This window comes from Plantibacter sp. Mn2098 (genome assembly GCF_049319745.1).
In the GTDB taxonomy this organism is placed as follows: domain Bacteria; phylum Actinomycetota; class Actinomycetes; order Actinomycetales; family Microbacteriaceae; genus Plantibacter.
Window position 1 is genome coordinate 1 of the sequence record NZ_JBMOUH010000006.1, and the last position, 16275, is coordinate 16275.

16 protein-coding genes are annotated in these 16275 nt (G+C 69.7%); 9 read left to right on the forward strand and 7 right to left on the reverse strand.

Translation table 11 applies throughout. From position 1 onward, the window contains the following. Window positions 1-132: 132 nt before the first annotated feature. The 4 genes from ACL9RL_RS10230 to ACL9RL_RS10245 all read right to left on the reverse strand — a co-directional run bounded on the left by ACL9RL_RS10230 (window position 133) and on the right by ACL9RL_RS10245 (window position 5098). Window positions 133-654 carry a CarD family transcriptional regulator gene (locus ACL9RL_RS10230; RefSeq protein ID WP_422780146.1) on the reverse strand — a complete coding sequence of 174 codons (522 nt, stop codon included), beginning with the start codon at window positions 652-654 and terminating at the stop codon, window positions 133-135. 70 nt (window positions 655-724) lie between these two features. After that, window positions 725-1384, reverse strand: a complete 660-nt coding sequence (locus ACL9RL_RS10235) for a TetR/AcrR family transcriptional regulator (protein WP_422780147.1) — start codon at window positions 1382-1384, stop codon at window positions 725-727. 73 nt (window positions 1385-1457) lie between these two features. Then, entirely contained in the window at window positions 1458-3314 is a 1857-nt protein-coding gene (locus ACL9RL_RS10240) for an ABC transporter ATP-binding protein (protein WP_422780148.1), read from the reverse strand. Further along, window positions 3311-5098, reverse strand: a complete 1788-nt coding sequence (locus ACL9RL_RS10245) for an ABC transporter transmembrane domain-containing protein (RefSeq protein ID WP_422780149.1) — start codon at window positions 5096-5098, stop codon at window positions 3311-3313. Before ACL9RL_RS10245 ends, ACL9RL_RS10240 begins: the two co-directional genes overlap by 4 nt. A 54-nt stretch (window positions 5099-5152) precedes the next feature. Between ACL9RL_RS10245 and ACL9RL_RS10250 the strand changes: the two genes are divergently transcribed. The 6 genes from ACL9RL_RS10250 (at window position 5153) to ACL9RL_RS10275 (ending at window position 10416) form a co-directional block, all read left to right on the forward strand. Continuing rightward, window positions 5153-5935, forward strand: coding sequence for a helix-turn-helix domain-containing protein (locus tag ACL9RL_RS10250; RefSeq protein WP_422780150.1), 783 nt, complete (start codon window positions 5153-5155; stop codon window positions 5933-5935). A gap of 138 nt (window positions 5936-6073) precedes the next feature. Next, window positions 6074-7195: an iron chelate uptake ABC transporter family permease subunit gene (locus ACL9RL_RS10255; protein ID WP_422780151.1), complete on the forward strand. Its 1122-nt coding sequence runs from the start codon at window positions 6074-6076 to the stop codon at window positions 7193-7195. Then, on the forward strand, window positions 7192-8319 hold the full coding sequence (locus tag ACL9RL_RS10260) for a FecCD family ABC transporter permease (protein WP_422780152.1): 1128 nt from the start codon (window positions 7192-7194) through the stop codon (window positions 8317-8319). Before ACL9RL_RS10255 ends, ACL9RL_RS10260 begins: the two co-directional genes overlap by 4 nt. Then, window positions 8316-9221, forward strand: a complete 906-nt coding sequence (locus ACL9RL_RS10265; RefSeq protein ID WP_422780153.1) for an ABC transporter ATP-binding protein — start codon at window positions 8316-8318, stop codon at window positions 9219-9221. The genes ACL9RL_RS10260 and ACL9RL_RS10265 overlap by 4 nt, the downstream gene beginning before the upstream one ends. After that, the gene (locus ACL9RL_RS10270) at window positions 9218-9346 is read left to right on the forward strand and encodes a hypothetical protein (protein WP_422780154.1); all 129 of its coding nucleotides are present in this window, start codon (window positions 9218-9220) and stop codon (window positions 9344-9346) included. Before ACL9RL_RS10265 ends, ACL9RL_RS10270 begins: the two co-directional genes overlap by 4 nt. 20 nt (window positions 9347-9366) lie before the next feature. After that, window positions 9367-10416: an ABC transporter substrate-binding protein gene (locus ACL9RL_RS10275; RefSeq protein ID WP_422780155.1), complete on the forward strand. Its 1050-nt coding sequence runs from the start codon at window positions 9367-9369 to the stop codon at window positions 10414-10416. Between the two features lie 72 nt (window positions 10417-10488). Here the strand turns inward: ACL9RL_RS10275 and ACL9RL_RS10280 are convergent, their stop codons facing one another. From ACL9RL_RS10280 to ACL9RL_RS10290, 3 genes are all read right to left on the reverse strand, one after another. After that, window positions 10489-12471 carry a heavy metal translocating P-type ATPase gene (locus ACL9RL_RS10280; protein ID WP_422780156.1) on the reverse strand — a complete coding sequence of 661 codons (1983 nt, stop codon included), beginning with the start codon at window positions 12469-12471 and terminating at the stop codon, window positions 10489-10491. After that, window positions 12468-12827: a Cd(II)/Pb(II)-sensing metalloregulatory transcriptional regulator CmtR gene (cmtR, locus tag ACL9RL_RS10285; protein WP_422780157.1), complete on the reverse strand. Its 360-nt coding sequence runs from the start codon at window positions 12825-12827 to the stop codon at window positions 12468-12470. The genes ACL9RL_RS10280 and cmtR overlap by 4 nt, the downstream gene beginning before the upstream one ends. 122 nt (window positions 12828-12949) lie before the next feature. Next, window positions 12950-13300 carry a hypothetical protein gene (locus ACL9RL_RS10290; RefSeq protein ID WP_422780158.1) on the reverse strand — a complete coding sequence of 117 codons (351 nt, stop codon included), beginning with the start codon at window positions 13298-13300 and terminating at the stop codon, window positions 12950-12952. Window positions 13301-13502: 202 nt separating this feature from the next. Between ACL9RL_RS10290 and ACL9RL_RS10295 the strand changes: the two genes are divergently transcribed. The 3 genes from ACL9RL_RS10295 (at window position 13503) to ACL9RL_RS10305 (ending at window position 16223) form a co-directional block, all read left to right on the forward strand. Continuing rightward, window positions 13503-14171, forward strand: a complete 669-nt coding sequence (locus ACL9RL_RS10295; protein ID WP_422780159.1) for a response regulator transcription factor — start codon at window positions 13503-13505, stop codon at window positions 14169-14171. 139 nt (window positions 14172-14310) lie between these two features. Beyond that, window positions 14311-15522 (forward strand): sensor histidine kinase, encoded by a 1212-nt coding sequence (locus tag ACL9RL_RS10300; protein WP_422780160.1) that lies wholly within the window; start codon window positions 14311-14313, stop codon window positions 15520-15522. A 98-nt stretch (window positions 15523-15620) separates the two neighbouring features. Beyond that, a complete protein-coding gene (locus ACL9RL_RS10305) occupies window positions 15621-16223 on the forward strand; it encodes a TetR family transcriptional regulator C-terminal domain-containing protein (protein ID WP_422780161.1) in 603 nt (200 codons plus the stop codon). Window positions 16224-16275: the final 52 nt, after the last annotated feature.

Here is a 16275-nt window from a genome sequence, read left to right on the forward strand (position 1 = left end):
CCCCCCAACGCGGAATGCGCAGCGCGATGCCCTCAAACAAACGCACACAGCCAGCCTAATCTCGGTTCCGGCCGGACCCGCGCTCACGTCAGCGCGATGCGCTGGTCGGCGTACTCGCCGCCGACGAAGCGACTACTTGGCTGCCGCGGTCAGCGTCTCCGGGTCGGCGAGGGTCTGCGCGAGCACCTCGTCGAGCAGCACGGATGCGCCGTCGTCGTCGAGCCCCTGCGCGAGCGCGAGCTCGGACACGAGGACCTGACGGGCCTTCTGCAGCATGCGCTTCTCACCGGCGGACACACCGCTGTCCTGGTCGCGACGCCACAGGTCGCGGACGACCTCGCCGACGCGGTGGACGTTGCCACTCGCCATCTTCTCCTGGTTGGCCTTGTAGCGGCGCGACCAGTTGCCCGGCTCCTCGACGAACGGTTCGCGCAGGACGGTGTAGACCGCCTGGACGCCGTCGTTGTCGATGACGTCGCGCACACCGACGAGGTCGGCGTTGGCGATCGGGAGCTTGATGGTGAGATCGCTCGTGTGCACACGGAGCGTCATGACCTGCTGCTCCTCACCCTTGATGGTGAGGGTGGACAGCTCGGTGATCGTGACGGCGCCGTGGTGCGGGTAGACGAGCGTTTCCCCAACGATGAACTTCATGGCAGTGTGTCTCTTCTCTTCTCTGGATACGATGTCGGCGGCTGGCCCCGACGGAAGTCTGTGGTGCGGCTCAGGTGCCCGATGCGAGCAGCCACGGCGGCAGCAGCGCGATGAGCTCGTCGACGAGTTCGTCGTCCGAGACGTCGATACTGCCGCGCATCCAAGCGCCGACGAGCGCGAGGGTGCCGCCGGCGACGTACGCCGCGACGAGCTCTGGCCTCGTGCCGGCCGGGACGCTGACCGTGTCGACGAGCGAGGCGATCATGCGGTTCGTGTACGCCGTGACGATCTCGTCGTAGGTGCTGCGCGCGACGGGCAGGTCGAGGACGCTGGAGTACAGCGGGAAGTGGTCCGTGAGGTGCGCGATGAGGCGGCGGTAGCCGATGCGCGCAGCCGATCGCCCTGTGCCGGAGGCGTCGTCGAGGTCGCCGGGGTGGATCTCGACGCCGGCGGTGCCGATCTCGGAGAACTGCAGGCGCAGGAAGTCGGTGGTGAGCTCGTCGAGGCTGGAGAAGTGCGCGTAGAAGGAGCTGCGGCTGATGCCGGCGGTGCGGACGATGTCGCCGACGGAGACGCTCTCCGCGCGTGCGGCCATAAGCGTGCCGACGGCGGCGAAGATGGTCTGCCTCGTGCGCTCGGCCCTGGGATCGGTCGTCGTGCGCCCCGCGGGAGCCTGGCCGGAGGTTGCTTGGCCGTCATCGGGGTCGGAAAGTCCAGATTGTCGAGCCATTCCCTCCATCGTACCACTTCTCGGACAGTTGTCCGAGAAGTTGTCGAAACGATTCGTTCCCCGGGCGGCGCGATCACCGCGCGGCGTCGGCACGCTCCGGTACGTGGCGACGATCCGCCCATGCGGACCACAACGACGCGTACGTTCCGCCGGCCGCAGCGAGCTCGGCATGGCTGCCGTCCTCGACGACCAGCCCGGCGTCGAGCACAACGACCCGGTCCGCCGTGACCGCCTGGGTGAGCCGATGCGCGATCACGATCGTGGTGCGGCCGGCGGTCACCCGGAGCGCAGCCTGCTCGAGCTCGACCGCCGCCGCACTGCCGGCGTCGGCCGTGGCCTCGTCGAGCAGCACAACGGCCGGATCGGCGAGGACGAGTCGCGCGAGCGCGATCTGTTGCGCGTGCGCAGCACTCGGCAGCACACCCTCCGGACCGAGGACGGTCGCGATGCCGTCCGGCAGCGCATCGAGGAAGGATCCGGCCCCTGCGGCTGCCAGTGCGGCCACGAGCTCATCGTCGCTCGCCGTGTCCTTCGCGAGCCGGAGATCGCTCGCGAGCGGCCCCTCGAACACATGGGCCTCCTGACTGAGCAGGACGACGCTGCCGCCGCGGGACTCCCGGACGCTGCGCGCGGAGACGCCGGCGATGCTGACGGTCCCGCTCGTCGGATCGAGCACACCGGCGATGAGCTTCGCGAGTGTGCTCTTGCCCGAGCCGGACGCACCGACCACGGCGACGGTCGTGCCGCCGCGGATCGTGAGGTCGACGTCACGGAGCGCCGGCCGGACGCCCGCCGCGTAGCTGAGTCCGACGTCGCGCAGCACGATGTCCGCGTCCGTGCCAACGACGATCGGCCGACGATGCGCGACGCGCGGCATGCCGATGAGGCCAACGACGCGCGTGAGGCTTGCCCCCGCCTGCTGCACCGTGTCGATCAGCCCGAGCACGGTGTTGAGCGGATCGAACAGGCGGCTGATGAAGAGCGCGGCGGTTGTGGTCGCCCCGAGTCCCACCGGGTCGACTCCGCCGTTCACGAGGAAGAACCCGACCGCGAGCACACCGCCGAGCGCGATGAACTCCGCGAGGTTCAGTCGTCCGAAGAACCTCGTGGACACCCGGACACTCGTTGATTCGAGGTCGCGCGCGAGTGCCGAAGCTGTGTTTGCACGGTCGAGGTGCTCCGTGCCCGCGCGGAGCGCACGGACCGTCTTCGCGCCCGTGATCGATTCGAGGACGGCTTGGGCCCTGGCGCTCTCCGCCACCCGCGTCCGCCGATACACCGGCGCCGAGGTGCGCAGGTACCGCCTGAGCGCGAACACCTGCACCGGCACGGCGAGGAGTCCGGCGAGGGCGAACCGCCAGTCGAGCACCGCAAGACCGGCGAGGGTGATCGCGATCGCGAGGGCGGAGGAGACGAACGCGCCGAGCGTGCCGCCGGCCGCATCGGACAGCCGATCGATGTCGCCGGTGATCCGCGAGACGAGATCGCCGGATCCCGCCCGTTCGAGCACAACGGCATCAGCGTCGAGGGCTGCGGCCATCGCGTCCTCGCGGAGTTCGGCGAGGATCGGCTCGGTCACGCGGATGACGAGGTGGGCGCCCAGCCAGACCAGCACTCCCTGCACAACGGCGCCGCCGGCGAGCAGGGCGACGGCCAGGACGAGGGTTCCGTACCCCGTCGAGGCGGTGATCGCTTCGACCACGAGGCCGATCGCAACAGGAGGCAGCAGCGATGCCGCCGCGCCGAGGACGAGCACGATGACGCAGCACAGAGCGCGAAGCGGTTGTGCTGCGAGTCGGCGTCGGAGCATCGCCGCGGCCCGACGACCGGTGGCGACCGGCAGGGCGTCGAGGGGCCCGGAACCCGGCTGCTGCGACCTCGGCTGCCGCGATCCGGACTGCTGGGAACCGGGCTGCTGCTCCGCGCTCATCGCAGCACCGCCGAACGATACGCGGCATCGCCTGCGACGAGCGAGGCGTGCGTCGACGCCGCGTCTCGGACCCCCGCGGCGACGTCGCCGTCGATGAAGATCACCCGGTCACAGGACTCCAGGATCGCGGGGCTCGTCGTCACCATGATCGTTGTGAGCCCGGCCCTCGCTCCCCCGAGGCGTGCGGCGACCGTCGCCTCGGTGACCGAGTCGACGGCCGTCGTCGGGTCGTGCAGCACGAGCACCGGAGGCTGGGCAGCGATGGCGCGTGCGAGCGCGATCCGCTGGCGCTCACCGCCCGACAGCGTGCCGCCGCGCTCCGTGAGCACCGTCCGCGCTCCGTCCGGCAGTCGCTCGATCACGTCGTCGGCCGCCGCGGCGCGCACGGCGACGTGCCAGCTTTCCTGAGCACCCGGCTGCATACCGCGCACGATGTCGGGCCTAACGTCGGGAATCACGCGGGTCATTGCACCCGGCATCCCGCCGATCATCTGCCCGACCGGGCCGCTGAACAGGGTCGCATCATGCGGTGAGACGAGCACACGCTCCCGCCACGATGCAGGTGCGGTCATCGCGAGGTCGTCCTCGCCGAGCAGGACCCGTCCGTGCTCCGGAAGCGCCTCGCCCGCGAGCAGGTCGACGATCGCCTGTGCGCGCTCGGCGTCCGGGACGACGAGACCCGTCATCCCACCCGACGGGATGCGGACGTCGAGCACCCGGGCATCGTCCCGTCCGGGGAGGACGACGCCTTCGAAGGTGATCGATGCGCCGTCCGCTCCGATCGGCACTGAACGGTCGGGAGCAGTTCCGCGCCCCGTCAGCAGCACCGGGGCGTCGAGCAGCGCGGTGATGCGCTTCGCCGAGGCCCGACCGCGCGCCGCCACCGCGCCGAAACCGCCGAGCGTCTGCAAGGGCCCCAGGATGAACTGCGACAGGCCGAGCACCGCGATGAGCTGTCCGATGTCGATCGCGCCGGAGAGCCCGAGGACCCCGCCGATGGCCGCCACGACCGCGAGGTAACAACCGACGACCGCGACACCGATGCCCTCCAGCCTGCCCTCGAACGAACCGGCGGCGATCGCGTGGCCGAGGGAGACCCGGCTCTGGGCCCGGTACCGGCCGTGCGCCGCCCGCTCGGCTCCGAGTCCGGCGATCGTGCGGAGCCCGCGCAGCAGATCAGCACCGAGCGCCGAGGTCGACGCCGCCGCCTGCTGCTCCGCACCGCTCCGTCGCTCGAGCGGTGCGCTCAACAGCGCGAGCAGCACCACAACGGCGACAACGCCGACCGCGACCACGAACGCGAGGAGGACGGAGGTCAGCGCCACCATGACCACGCCGAACACCACGACCGCGGCAGCGGCGAACGCGCCCATCGCCTGTCTGATGGTCTCGCCGACGCGCCGCGCATCGGAGGTCGCGGTCGAGAGCACGGCGCCGGCCGAGCTGTGACGGTCGAGTCCTCCTCGCTCGTCGAGCGCCCGCGCGATGATCCGCACGCGCAATTCGTGGGCGATGCCGAGGCGCACGGTGGCGCCGATGCGCGCACCGAATCGGTAGGACATCGAGAGCAGCAGGAAGTCGGCCCCGAGGACGGCCAGCCAGAACAGGAGCGCCTGCACCGCTCCGCCGGCGACCGCCTCACTGATCGTCAGACCGATGATGACCGGGACCATCGCCTCGCCGAACTGGTGTCCGGTCAGCAGCGCCGTCGACGCGATCACCCGCAGCCGATACCCCCTCGACGCGCCCAGACGTGCGGATGGACGGGTTTTCAGCGGCGGCACAGCTTCGAGGCTAAACGACGGCACGGTGGCGTGGTTGCGGTACCGTGACGAGTTATGACGACAACCCGCCAAACCGCGATCGTGTTGGAGAGCTTCCCGCTCGCCCAGGGTGAACGGTTCGACGACCACGTGCACAACCGCGATCAGCTGGCGTGGGCGCGCGAGGGCGTGCTGATGGTGACGATCGGCGGTCGGCACTGGGTGCTGCCGTCGAGCCTCGCCCTCTGGATCCCGGCCGGGACCTGGCACACCACAACAAGCGTGCGCCCAGGCACCCTCCAGGGCATCTACCTGGATCCGGGCGAGCGGCGCGGCGCGGTCCTCGACCGACCGGAGCCGACGGTCGTCACCGTGTCGAACCTCCTGCGGGAACTCATCGACCACCTCTGCACCGACCTCGACGACGGCGAACGCTCACGCGCCGAGCACCTCGTGCCAGACCTCCTGCATCCGGTCGACACCCTCACGATCGACCTGCCGCTGCCCGTGGACGGACGCGCGCGCAAGCTCGCGGAGGCGCTCATCGACGACCCGGCGGACGGACGGGACCTCGCTGCATGGGGCCGGATGGTCGGCGCATCCACGAGGACCCTCTCGCGCATCTTCGCGAACGAGACCGGGATGGGCTTCACCCAGTGGCGCACCCTCCTCCGGTTGCGGGCGGCGCTCGGGCACCTCTCGGAGGGCGACAGTGTGAGCCAGGCGTCCGCCCGCGTCGGCTACTCCTCTGCGAGCGCGTTCATCGCCTCCTTCCGTCAGGTCACGGGACTGACTCCCGGGTCCTATTTCGCGCAGCTCGATGCGGATGGCGGGTTCCCGATACCGATCGGCGAGTGAGCGTTGCGCGCCGCTCGACACGCTGGTTACGCTGTTCTTCGGTCATCAGGTTAGGCTTACCTCACCGTGGCCCGAGTCCCCGACGACGTGGGCGTTCACCCCACGCCTTCCAGGCGACCACAACACGAAGAAGACCCCATGCACTCGACCAGGTCGACCGGCAGCAGTGCTGCGCAGGACACCGCACCGACCGTGACGCCGGGCAGCCACGCTGCCGGCGGTGCGAGCGCTCCGGGTGTCACGGGCGGCTCCGGCCTCGTCCGTTCGAACCTCGTCCGGACGATCTGGTGGGTCGGGTCCCTCGCCGTGCTGCTCGCGGTCATTATGCTGAGCTTCGCGATCGGCTCGAAGGACATCCCGTTCGGGACGGTCGTCAACGCCCTCTTCCACCCGGCGAACACCGACCAGGTGCTCATCGTCCGCGATCTCCGTGTGCCCCGCACCGTCCTCGGCATCCTCGCCGGCGTGGCGGTCGGCGTGGCCGGCGCGCTCATCCAGGCGCTCACCCGGAATCCCCTCGCAGACCCCGGCATCCTCGGCGTCAACGCCGGAGCGTCGTTCTTCGTCGTCGTCGCCGTCGCCTTCTTCGGGCTCACGAGCATCAGCCAGTACCTGTGGTTCGCCTTCATCGGTGCGATCGTCGTGACGGTCGCGGTGTACGCGGTCGGATCGGTCGGACGAGACGGCGCCACCCCGGTGCGGCTCACCCTGGCAGGCGTCGGCATCGGCGCGGTGCTCGCCGGCCTCGGCACCGGCATCACCTTCCTCGACCCGCGCGCCTTCGACAACATGCGCGGTTGGAACGCCGGCTCCATCAGCGGCCGCCCGCTCGACATCTCGCTCACGATCGTGCCGTTCGTGATCGTCGGCGTCGTCGTGGCGCTCATCGCCGCCCGCGAGCTGAACACGATCGGACTCGGCGACGACCTCGCAGCCTCCCTCGGCACGCGGGTCGTGCGCACCAGGATCCTCGTCCTCATCAGTGTGACGCTGCTCGTCGGCTCCGCGACCGCTGCGGCAGGCCCCATCGGCTTCGTCGGGCTCATGGTGCCGCACGTCGCCAGGTGGATCGTCGGTCCGGACCAACGGTGGATCCTCGCCCTCAGCATCCTCTTCGCCCCGATCCTCGTCCTCGGAGCCGACATCATCGGCCGGGTCGTGCTGCGCCCCTCCGAGCTGCCCGTCGGGATCGTGACGGCGTTCGTCGGCGCACCGGTGCTCATCTGGCTGGCACGGCGCTCGAAGGCGAGCACCCTGTGAGCCGCGGAACCTCGATGGAGCGCGAGGCCCGGACCGGCACCACGTCGACCGCGGCGACGACCACAACGGCGTCGCCCGGGATCGACTTCGGCGGCAGGCAGATCGTCGGCCGGTCCAAGGGGCACGGCGTCTCCTGGCGGATCCCGCGCCGCACCGTCGTGGTATGCGTCGGCGCAGCGGTCGCCGCGATCCTCATTGCCCTCGTGTCGCTCGCGAGCGGCGCCTACCAGCTGAGCATCCCGGAGGTCGTCGAGGCGCTCATCGGCCGATCCAGCGGCATCGTCCAGACGATCGTCCTCGAATGGCGACTCCCCCGCGTGCTCCTCGCGGCGCTCTTCGGCATCGCGCTCGGCCTCGCCGGCGGCATCTTCCAGTCGCTCACGAGGAACCCGCTCGGCAGCCCCGACATCATCGGCTTCGACGCCGGCGCGTACACCGGCGCGCTCGTCATCATGCTCATCGTGCACGGCGGCGTCTTCGTCACGACCGGCGGCGCGCTCCTCGGCGGACTCCTGACGGCCGCAGTTGTGTACCTGCTCGCGTATCGCCGCGGTGTGCACGGGTTCCGGCTCATCATCGTCGGCATCGGCGTGACCGCGATGCTCGGCTCCTTCAACACCTGGCTCATCCTGCAGGCGAGCCTCCAGGACGCGATGAGCGCGTCGTTCTGGGGCGCCGGATCACTCAACGGCGCCGGCTGGGAGCAGTTCATCCCCGCGCTCATCGTCTTCCTCGTCCTCATCCCGGCGACGATCGCCTTGAGCGGCCCCCTGCGGATGCTCGAACTGGGCGACGACGCCGCCAAGCAGCTCGGTGTGAGCGCAGAGCGCACGCGGCTCCTGCTCGTGATCGTCGGTGTCGGGCTGTCGGCGACCGTCACCTCCCTCGCCGGGCCGATCGCCTTCGTCGCGCTGTCCGCTCCGCAGATCGGTCGTCGACTGGCCGGATCGGCCGGCATCTCCCTGAGCGCAGCAGCCGCGGTCGGCTGTGTGCTGCTCCTCGCATCGGACTGGGTGGCTCAGCACGCCCTCGGCGAATCGGAACTGCCCGTCGGCGTGGTGACGGTCGTCCTCGGTGGCGGATACTTCGTGTGGCTGTTGATCAGAGAGGCAAAACGTCCATGACCGAGACGATCGGAACCGGTGTGACGACGAGTGCAACCGCAGGTGCGGCAACCGGAGGCCCGGCTGCCGGGAGGACACGCCTGTCCGTCGACGGCGCGACGCTCGCGTACGAGAAGCGGGTCATCTCCAAGGACCTCTCCATCGAGATCCCGGACGGCTCGTTCACCGTCATCGTCGGCCCGAACGGCTGCGGCAAGTCGACGCTGCTTCGGGGGCTGTCCCGCCTGCTCAAACCGAGCGCAGGCCACGTCCTGCTCGACGGCCGCGACATCCACTCGATCAAGACCAAGGAGGTCGCGCAGACCCTCGGCCTGCTGCCGCAGACCTCCATCGCCCCGGACGGCATCACGGTCGCGGACCTCGTCTCCCGCGGTCGCCACCCGCACCAGCGGATGCTGCGCCAGTGGTCGACCGACGACGAGCGCGCCGTGACCGCCGCCCTCGAAGCGACGGGCGTCGCCGATCTCTCCGGCCGACTCGTCGACGAACTCTCCGGCGGACAACGCCAACGCGTGTGGGTGGCGATGGTGCTCGCGCAGGAGACCGAACTCCTCCTGCTCGACGAGCCGACGACGTTCCTCGACATCGCGCACCAGATCGAGCTCCTCGAACTCCTCCGCCAGCTGAACGTCGAGAGCGGACGCACCCTCGTCGCCGTCCTGCACGACCTCAACCACGCCTGCCGGTACGCGACCCACATCATCGCGATGGCCGATGGCGAGGTCGTTGTGGAGGGCCCGCCGAACGAGGTCATCACCGCGGAACTCGTGCACGACGTCTTCGGTCTGCCGGCGCACATCCTCACCGACCCCATCGCCGGCACGCCGCTCGTCATCCCGCTCGGTGCTCCTGGACGCGCGTTCGCCGACGACCTCGTCCCGTACACGCCGGCGTCGGCATGACCGCCAGGGACACGGCCGGGGAACGGTTCCCGATCGACCGGTTCGATCCCCGCATCTTCCGCTGGGCTGAGCAGGCGCTCACCGAGCTCGACGGATCCCTCGGCCGGTTGCGGCCCGTCCTCTAGAAACTGGAGCACCACACACCATGCGACTCGATACCCCTGGCACCGCTGTGCACGAAAACACCCTCGCACGCACCGATTCCGCGACGATCGCCGGCTCCGCCCGCCGTACGCGATCGCACGCCCGTCTCGGACGCGTCGTCGCAGCGGGCGCCATCGCCGCAGCCCTCGTCCTCGGCGCCGCTGCATGCTCGGCGGGCGGCTCCGACGCAGCCTCAGCCGCCGACACCCGCACGGTCTCGACGGCGCACGGCGACGTGAAGGTCCCTGCGCACCCGTTGCGCGTCGTCTCGGTCCACTCGTGGACGACCGAATCGCTCTACGACCTCGGTGTGAAACCCATCGCCGTCGAGGACGGCGGAGCAGAATACGTGCCGTCCAGGTACCTGACGAACTGGAAGGCCGCGAAGAAGATCAGCAGCGGCGCGGACGTCGACCTCGAACAGATCGCGGCGCTCAAGCCAGACCTCATCGTCGGCGTCGACGTGCCGTACCTGACGAAGCTGTACCCGAAGCTCGAGGCGATCGCCCCGACCGCGTTCGCCGCGTTCGACGGCAAATGGACCACCCCGGCGATCGCGACGGCCGACTTCATCAATGACGACGCCGCGCTCACGAAGCTGCAGGGCTCCTACACGAGCAAGCTCGATGAGATCCGCTCGACCTATGGCGAACAGCTGAAGACGGCGAAGTGGGATGTGATCCAGGGCGGATTCGACGAGGGGAACTACTGGATCTACGGCGAGAAGTCCTCCGTCGGCACGATCCTCACGGACCTCGACGCGCCGCTCGCGAGCGCGTCCGCCGCGGTGAAGGACGACAACAGCACTTCCGTCTCCTATGAACAGGCGGCGTTGCTGTCCGATGCGGACTACATCATCTACTACGCGAACAACGACGGAACGCCCGCGAACAACATCCAGAACCTGTTCGATCTGCAGGCGTACAAGCAGCTGCCTGCTGTGACCGCCGGCCACGTGATCGGAACGTCGGACTTCCTCACCGGGTCGTACGCCGATGCGATCGGTGTGCTCGACGCCATCGAGCAGGTGCTCAAGACGTCCGCGAAGTAGCGCCAGACGAAGCCGGGCTCCGGGCGGCGCCGATCGGATCCGATCCTGCGCCGCGTCGGGTCGCCCCCTGCTTCACCGTGAACGGGCTGCGCGCCGCCGACCGCCGGCTGCACGCAGCCCGTTCGCGATCACCACGACCTCCGCGATCTCGTGCACAACGACGACGCCCGCGAGGCCGAGGACGCCGAACAGTGCGAGCGGGAACAGCACAACGATGATGAGCAAGGCGAGCACGATGTTCCCGGTCATGATGCGGCGCCCGCGCCTGGCGTGCCGCAGCGCCCGTGGGACGAGACGCAGGTCCGTGCCGGTGAACGCGACATCGGCAGCTTCGACCGCGACCGCCGAACCGCCGACGCCGATCGCGATGCCGACGCTCGCCGTTGCGAGGGCCGGGGCGTCGTTGATGCCGTCGCCGATCATCGCCGTCGCCCCGGACGACATCGCCGCTTCGACAGCTGCGGCCTTGTCGGCGGGGAGCAGTTCTGCGCGGACGTCGGTGATCCCCACGCGCTCGGCGATGGCGAGCGCCGTGCGGCGGTTGTCACCCGTCAGCATCATGACCTCGACAGCGTCGCTCCGAAGGATGGCGACCGCTTCCGCAGCCTCCGGTCGGACCTCGTCGCGGATTCCGATGGCGCCGATGGTCTCGCCGGCAACCGCCACCAGCACAACGCTCGCGCCCTGGGCTTCGAGGGCCGATACCTCCTCCGCTATCCCGCCGACGTCGAGCCACCTGGTGCTGCCGACGCTGATCCGCACCCCGTCGACGACGCCCTCGACGCCCTGCCCCGGGTGCTCGATGACATCCGACGCGTGCAGGCGGGCAGCCGGGGACACCGCGCCGGCGAGCGCAGCAGCGAGCGGGTGGGTGCTGCCGGCCTCGACAGCGGCCGCGAGTGCCACGACCTGTTGACGGAGGCCGGGGGCCGTCACGTCGACACCGGATGCCCCGGCCACAACGACCTCGACGACTTCCGGCCGGTTCCTGGTGAGCGTCCCTGTCTTGTCGATCGCGACCGTGCGGACCGCGCCCAACTGCTCGAACGCCGCCCCGGACGTGATCACAACACCGAACCTGCTCGCCGCACCGATCGCGGAGATGACCGTCACCGGAACCGCGATCGCCAAGGCGCACGGGGACGCGGCGACGAGCACCACGAGCGCGCGCTCAGTCCAGAGCAGCGGGTCGCCGACGACGAACCCGAACACGACGATCGCCGCGGCCACGACGAGCACGGCCGGCACGAGCGGCCTCGCGATGCGGTCGGCGAGCCTCGCCCGACGACCAGAGCGGGCCTGCGCCTCTTCGACGAGCCGAACGATCGTGGTGACCGAGTTGTCGCGCCCGTCGGCCGTCGCCTCCACGAGGAGCACACCACCGCCGTTGATCGAACCGGCGGGGACGACCGCGCCCGGACCGACGTCGACCGGGATCGATTCGCCCGTCACCGCTGAGGTGTCGATGCTGCTGCGCCCCTCCGCCACGACGCCATCTGTGGCGACGCGCTCCCCGGCCCCGACCACGAGGAGGTCGAATTCGCGGACCTCGGCGGCGGGGATGACGACATCGCCGGAGAGCTTCGACAGCCGGGCGGTCTCCGGCATGACCGAGAGCAGTGCGCGCAGGCCGTGCTTCGCCCGGTCCATCGCCCGATCCTCGAGCGCCTCGGCGATCGAGAACAGGAACGCGAGGGCCGCTGCTTCACCGACGTGGCCGAGCAGGACGGCGCCTGCCGCAGCGATCGTCATAAGCAGCCCGACGCCGAGGCGTCCGCGGATCAGACGACGCAGCGCGCCAGGGACGAACGTCCACGCACCGGCGAGGAGGCTCGCCGCGAGGACCACGGTGGCCGGGACGGGGAACCCGGTCCATTCGAGTCCGTATCCGACGGCGAGCAGGAGACCGGCGAGCACGGGCAGCGCGAGTGCCCGGTCCAGCCACCAGGGGGCGGGGGCATCGTGCTCGTCGACGTCCGTCGAGCGTGGATCCGCAGGGTTCTGGCCGGACGGGGACGTCTCGGGGTCCTCCGGCGTGCAGCAGGCGGCGCTCATGCCTCGCTGCCCGGGTCGCAGCACAACGGGACGTCGCACTCGTCGTCGAGGCACGGGATGCCGTCGTCGACGGCGAGCACCACGTCGACGAGCTCCGTGAGGGCTCTCGTGAGGTGCGGATCGGCGATCTCGTATCGCGTCCGTCGCCCCTCCGGCACGGCGACGACGATGCCGCAGCCGCGCAGGCACGCGAGGTGGTTCGAGACGTTGGACCTCGTGAGTCCGAGGTCGAGCGCCAGTTGTGCGGGGTGCCCTGCCTGTTCGAGGAGACTCAGGAGGATGCGGGACCTGGTCGGGTCGGCCATGGCCCGACCGAGGCGGTTGAGGACGTCGAGACGCGAAGAAATGGTCAGCACACGCTGACTATACAGCATGTGCTGACCATTTGACCAGAGCCGCGCACCTCGGCGGTCGCCTCAGAGTGGCCGACTCGACGCGCGGTGCAGTTGCCTGCCGTCCGGCCTGTCCGCGTGCCGGGTCAGTTCGCGGGAACGGCCTCGGTGAGCGTCAGGCCGCTCCCGTCGCCGAGCACGGCGTCCTTGGGCACGGGACCGATCGCCTTGGCCACACCCGGCTTGACGTCCTTCGGCAGCGGCATCGGGTGCGCGCCAGGACCCGTCGTGTGCGGCCCGGTCGAAGCCGGATCGACGACGGTCGTCGACTGGTAGTCCGACGACCCGCCGGTCTCGGCGGACGCCGACGTCGCCACCGCGACGCCGACGCCGACGGCGCCGAGCGTCAACGCTGCAGCAGCGGCACCGGCGATGATGCGGCGCTTCATGGAGCCGGCCTTCGGTGCCTGAGGCTCCTTGTAGATTTCGAGTGACATCATTCCTCCTCAGCCGGCGGACCGGCGTTGTGTGAACTGCCGGCGTACCGGCTGACCGGTGATCGGTCATGCACACAGTCCAGCCCACCGGCTGTCGCGAGAGCGTCGGGATTCACCGTGACGTTTTCCTTATACGACGTCTGTTGTAATCGTCAGGTTCAGCCACCCGACGCTGGACGCATCCGAATCACAGAGGAACAACGTGCGTGTGCTGATCGTCGAAGACGAACCCTACTTGGCCGACGCGATCAGAACGGCGCTCGGCCGCCAGGCCATCGCAGCCGACATCGTCGGAGACGGACTCGCAGCCATGGAAGCGGTCTCCATCACCGAGTACGACGTCGTCATCCTGGACCGGGACCTCCCCGGCCTGCACGGCGACGAGGTGTGCCGGAGGATCAGCGCCTCCGACTCCCCCACCAGGATCCTGATGCTCACCGCAGCGCGCAGGCTCGGCGACACCGTGAGCGGCTTCGAACTCGGGGCGGACGACTACCTCAAGAAGCCGTTCGAGTTCCCGGAGCTCATCGTCCGGCTGCGGGCCCTCGAACGCCGGTCAGGCAAGGCTGCTCCCACGACGCTCAGCTTCGGCGACGTGAGCCTGAACGCGTTCCGGTTCGAGGTCTTCCGCGCCGGGCGCTTCACGAAGCTCTCCCGCAAGGAGTTCGCCGTCCTCCACCTGCTCATGCAGGCCGACGGCGGGGTCGTGAGCGCCGAACAGTTGCTCGAGCAGGCCTGGGACGAGCACGCCAATCCGTTCACCAACGCCATCAGGGTGACGATCTCCGCCCTGCGCAAGAAGCTCGGGGAGCCGTGGATCATCCAGACGATCGCGGGCGTGGGGTATCGGATGGGCGAGGGCGATGAGTAGTCGGGCTGCTGCGGACGCCGATCGCACAGCGGACGCCGATCATACTGCGGACGCCGGTCACGCAGTGGTCACGGCGCCTCCCACCCGAACGCGTCGGCACCCCTTCCACTCGCTCCCCGCCCGCGCGAGGTTCGCGATCGTGTGCACTGGTCTTATCCTCGTGGTCGGCCTTGTGATGCTCGCCGTCGTCTCCATCGCGATGCGCTACGTCCCGACCTACAACTTCACCGCCGCGAATCCGGATATCACCCCAGTCCTCATCCCGACGACGCTCACCCCGACCACCGGGGCGGCCGGTGCGACGGGCACAACGACGCTCGCCACGGCGAAACCCTCCGGCATCGTCATCTCCAGTTCGAACGACATCCTGGCGACCCTGTTCGTCACGAGCGGCATCGCCCTGCTCGTCATCGGCGGCCTCGGCGCAGTGCTCAGCTGGTTCGTCGCCGGACGGATGCTGCGCCCGCTCGAATCACTCGCATCAGCCGCCGAGCGCACCGCCACCGGGTCGCTCAGCCACCGCGTCGGCCTCGACGGCCCTGACGACGAGTTCACCCGACTGTCGCGATCCTTCGACGACATGCTCGATCGCCTCGAACGCTCCTTCACCGCCCACGAACGTTTTGCGGCGAACGCCTCGCACGAACTGCGGACGCCGCTCGCGACCACAAAGGCCCTCCTCGACGTCGGAAGGGACGGCATCGAGGACACGGCGGTGCCCGACCTGCTGGAACGACTCTCCGAGACGAACGACCGCAGTCTCGACATCGTCGAGGCCATGCTCGACCTGTCCGATGTGGCACGGACGGTCATCAGCACGGACACCGTCGACCTCGGCCCGATCGTGGCGAGCGAGCTCGAGCTCGTCGCGGACGAAGCCGGCGCCACCGGCGTGGCGCTGACGTTCACCGAGCCGGGCACCGACGCCGGTGTCGTCGCGGGCGACGCGGCACTCCTGCACCGACTCACGGCGAATCTGCTCATCAACGCCGTGCGCCACAACGACGATCGTGGCGAAGCGTCCGTCACGATCAGCACGGAGGGCCCGATGAGGGTCCTCCGGGTCGAGAACACGGGCGACGACTTGTCTGACGCCCAGCTCGCGGTGCTGCGAGAGCCGTTCTATCGGGCGCGCGGCCGTGTCAGGGCCGCTCCTCGCCCGACCGCGACCGGCAGTTCCCGTGCGACGCACGGGCTCGGCCTGGCACTCGTGGCCAACATCGTCGATGTGCACGGCGGCGAGCTGGAACTGGTCGCGCGCCCAGGGGGCGGCCTCATCGCATCGGTTCGGTTGGCCGCTGCACGGCCGGATTCCGAGGGGTCGCCGAGCCTCGCCGCACACGTTCGCTGACAGCGAACAGTCTACGGAGACGATTTGAGACGACCGGTCATATTGTTAATGGCACCGAGCCGATCCAGGCGCGGATCGCCATCGACAGGAGCCGTGACGTGCCGAAACCGAACCTCAGAGCCGCATTCCTCGAGGCCGGATACGAGACCATCCACCGCGACGGGTACACCGCGTCAGGGGTGGCGGCCATCGCCGCACGCGCCGGCGGGCCGAAGGGCTCCTTCTACAACCACTTCGCCAGCAAGGAGGACCTCGCCGTAGCCGTCCTCGAACGCTACGGCGACGGCCGCAGGATGGACATGCTGAGCGCCGAGGAGCACACACCGCTCGACCGCATCGCCGGGCACTTCGCCCACCTGCTCGCCGACCTCGCGATCGACGACTACCAGCGCGGATGCATGTTCGGCAACTTCGCCGCGGAGACGGCCGGCACCAACGACCGGCTCGCGAGGGTCGTCGACCAGGCGTTCGGCGAGTGGCACGAGGCACTGGCCGGGGCCATCGAAGCCGCCAGAGCCGACGGCAGCGTCGACGACTCCGTCGACGCGCGGGACGCCGCCTGGTTCATCATCGACGCATGGGAGGGCGCGGCCCTCCGAGCGAAGTCGCTCCGCAGTGCAGCACCGCTCGAACGGGTGCTCGCACTCACGTTCTCAACCGTTCTCATCGCCGGCCTGGCCCCCGGCTCGACGAGCGCCTGAGCCACCGGCAACCGTCGACAACCACCGACGACTGCAGCGCGCCAGGCGATCA

Coding starts and splice junctions, on each gene's coding strand:
- ACL9RL_RS10280 (WP_422780156.1), bottom strand. CDS start 12,471: ATGAGCGCCGCCTGCTGCACGCCGGAGGACCCCGAGACGTCCCCGTCC.
- ACL9RL_RS10250 (WP_422780150.1), top strand. CDS start 5,153: ATGACGACAACCCGCCAAACCGCGATCGTGTTGGAGAGCTTCCCGCTC.
- ACL9RL_RS10240 (WP_422780148.1), bottom strand. CDS start 3,314: ATGAGCGCGGAGCAGCAGCCCGGTTCCCAGCAGTCCGGATCGCGGCAG.
- ACL9RL_RS10270 (WP_422780154.1), top strand. CDS start 9,218: ATGACCGCCAGGGACACGGCCGGGGAACGGTTCCCGATCGACCGGTTC.
- ACL9RL_RS10265 (WP_422780153.1), top strand. CDS start 8,316: ATGACCGAGACGATCGGAACCGGTGTGACGACGAGTGCAACCGCAGGT.
- ACL9RL_RS10255 (WP_422780151.1), top strand. CDS start 6,074: ATGCACTCGACCAGGTCGACCGGCAGCAGTGCTGCGCAGGACACCGCA.
- ACL9RL_RS10275 (WP_422780155.1), top strand. CDS start 9,367: ATGCGACTCGATACCCCTGGCACCGCTGTGCACGAAAACACCCTCGCA.
- ACL9RL_RS10290 (WP_422780158.1), bottom strand. CDS start 13,300: ATGTCACTCGAAATCTACAAGGAGCCTCAGGCACCGAAGGCCGGCTCC.
- ACL9RL_RS10230 (WP_422780146.1), bottom strand. CDS start 654: ATGAAGTTCATCGTTGGGGAAACGCTCGTCTACCCGCACCACGGCGCC.
- ACL9RL_RS10235 (WP_422780147.1), bottom strand. CDS start 1,384: ATGGCTCGACAATCTGGACTTTCCGACCCCGATGACGGCCAAGCAACC.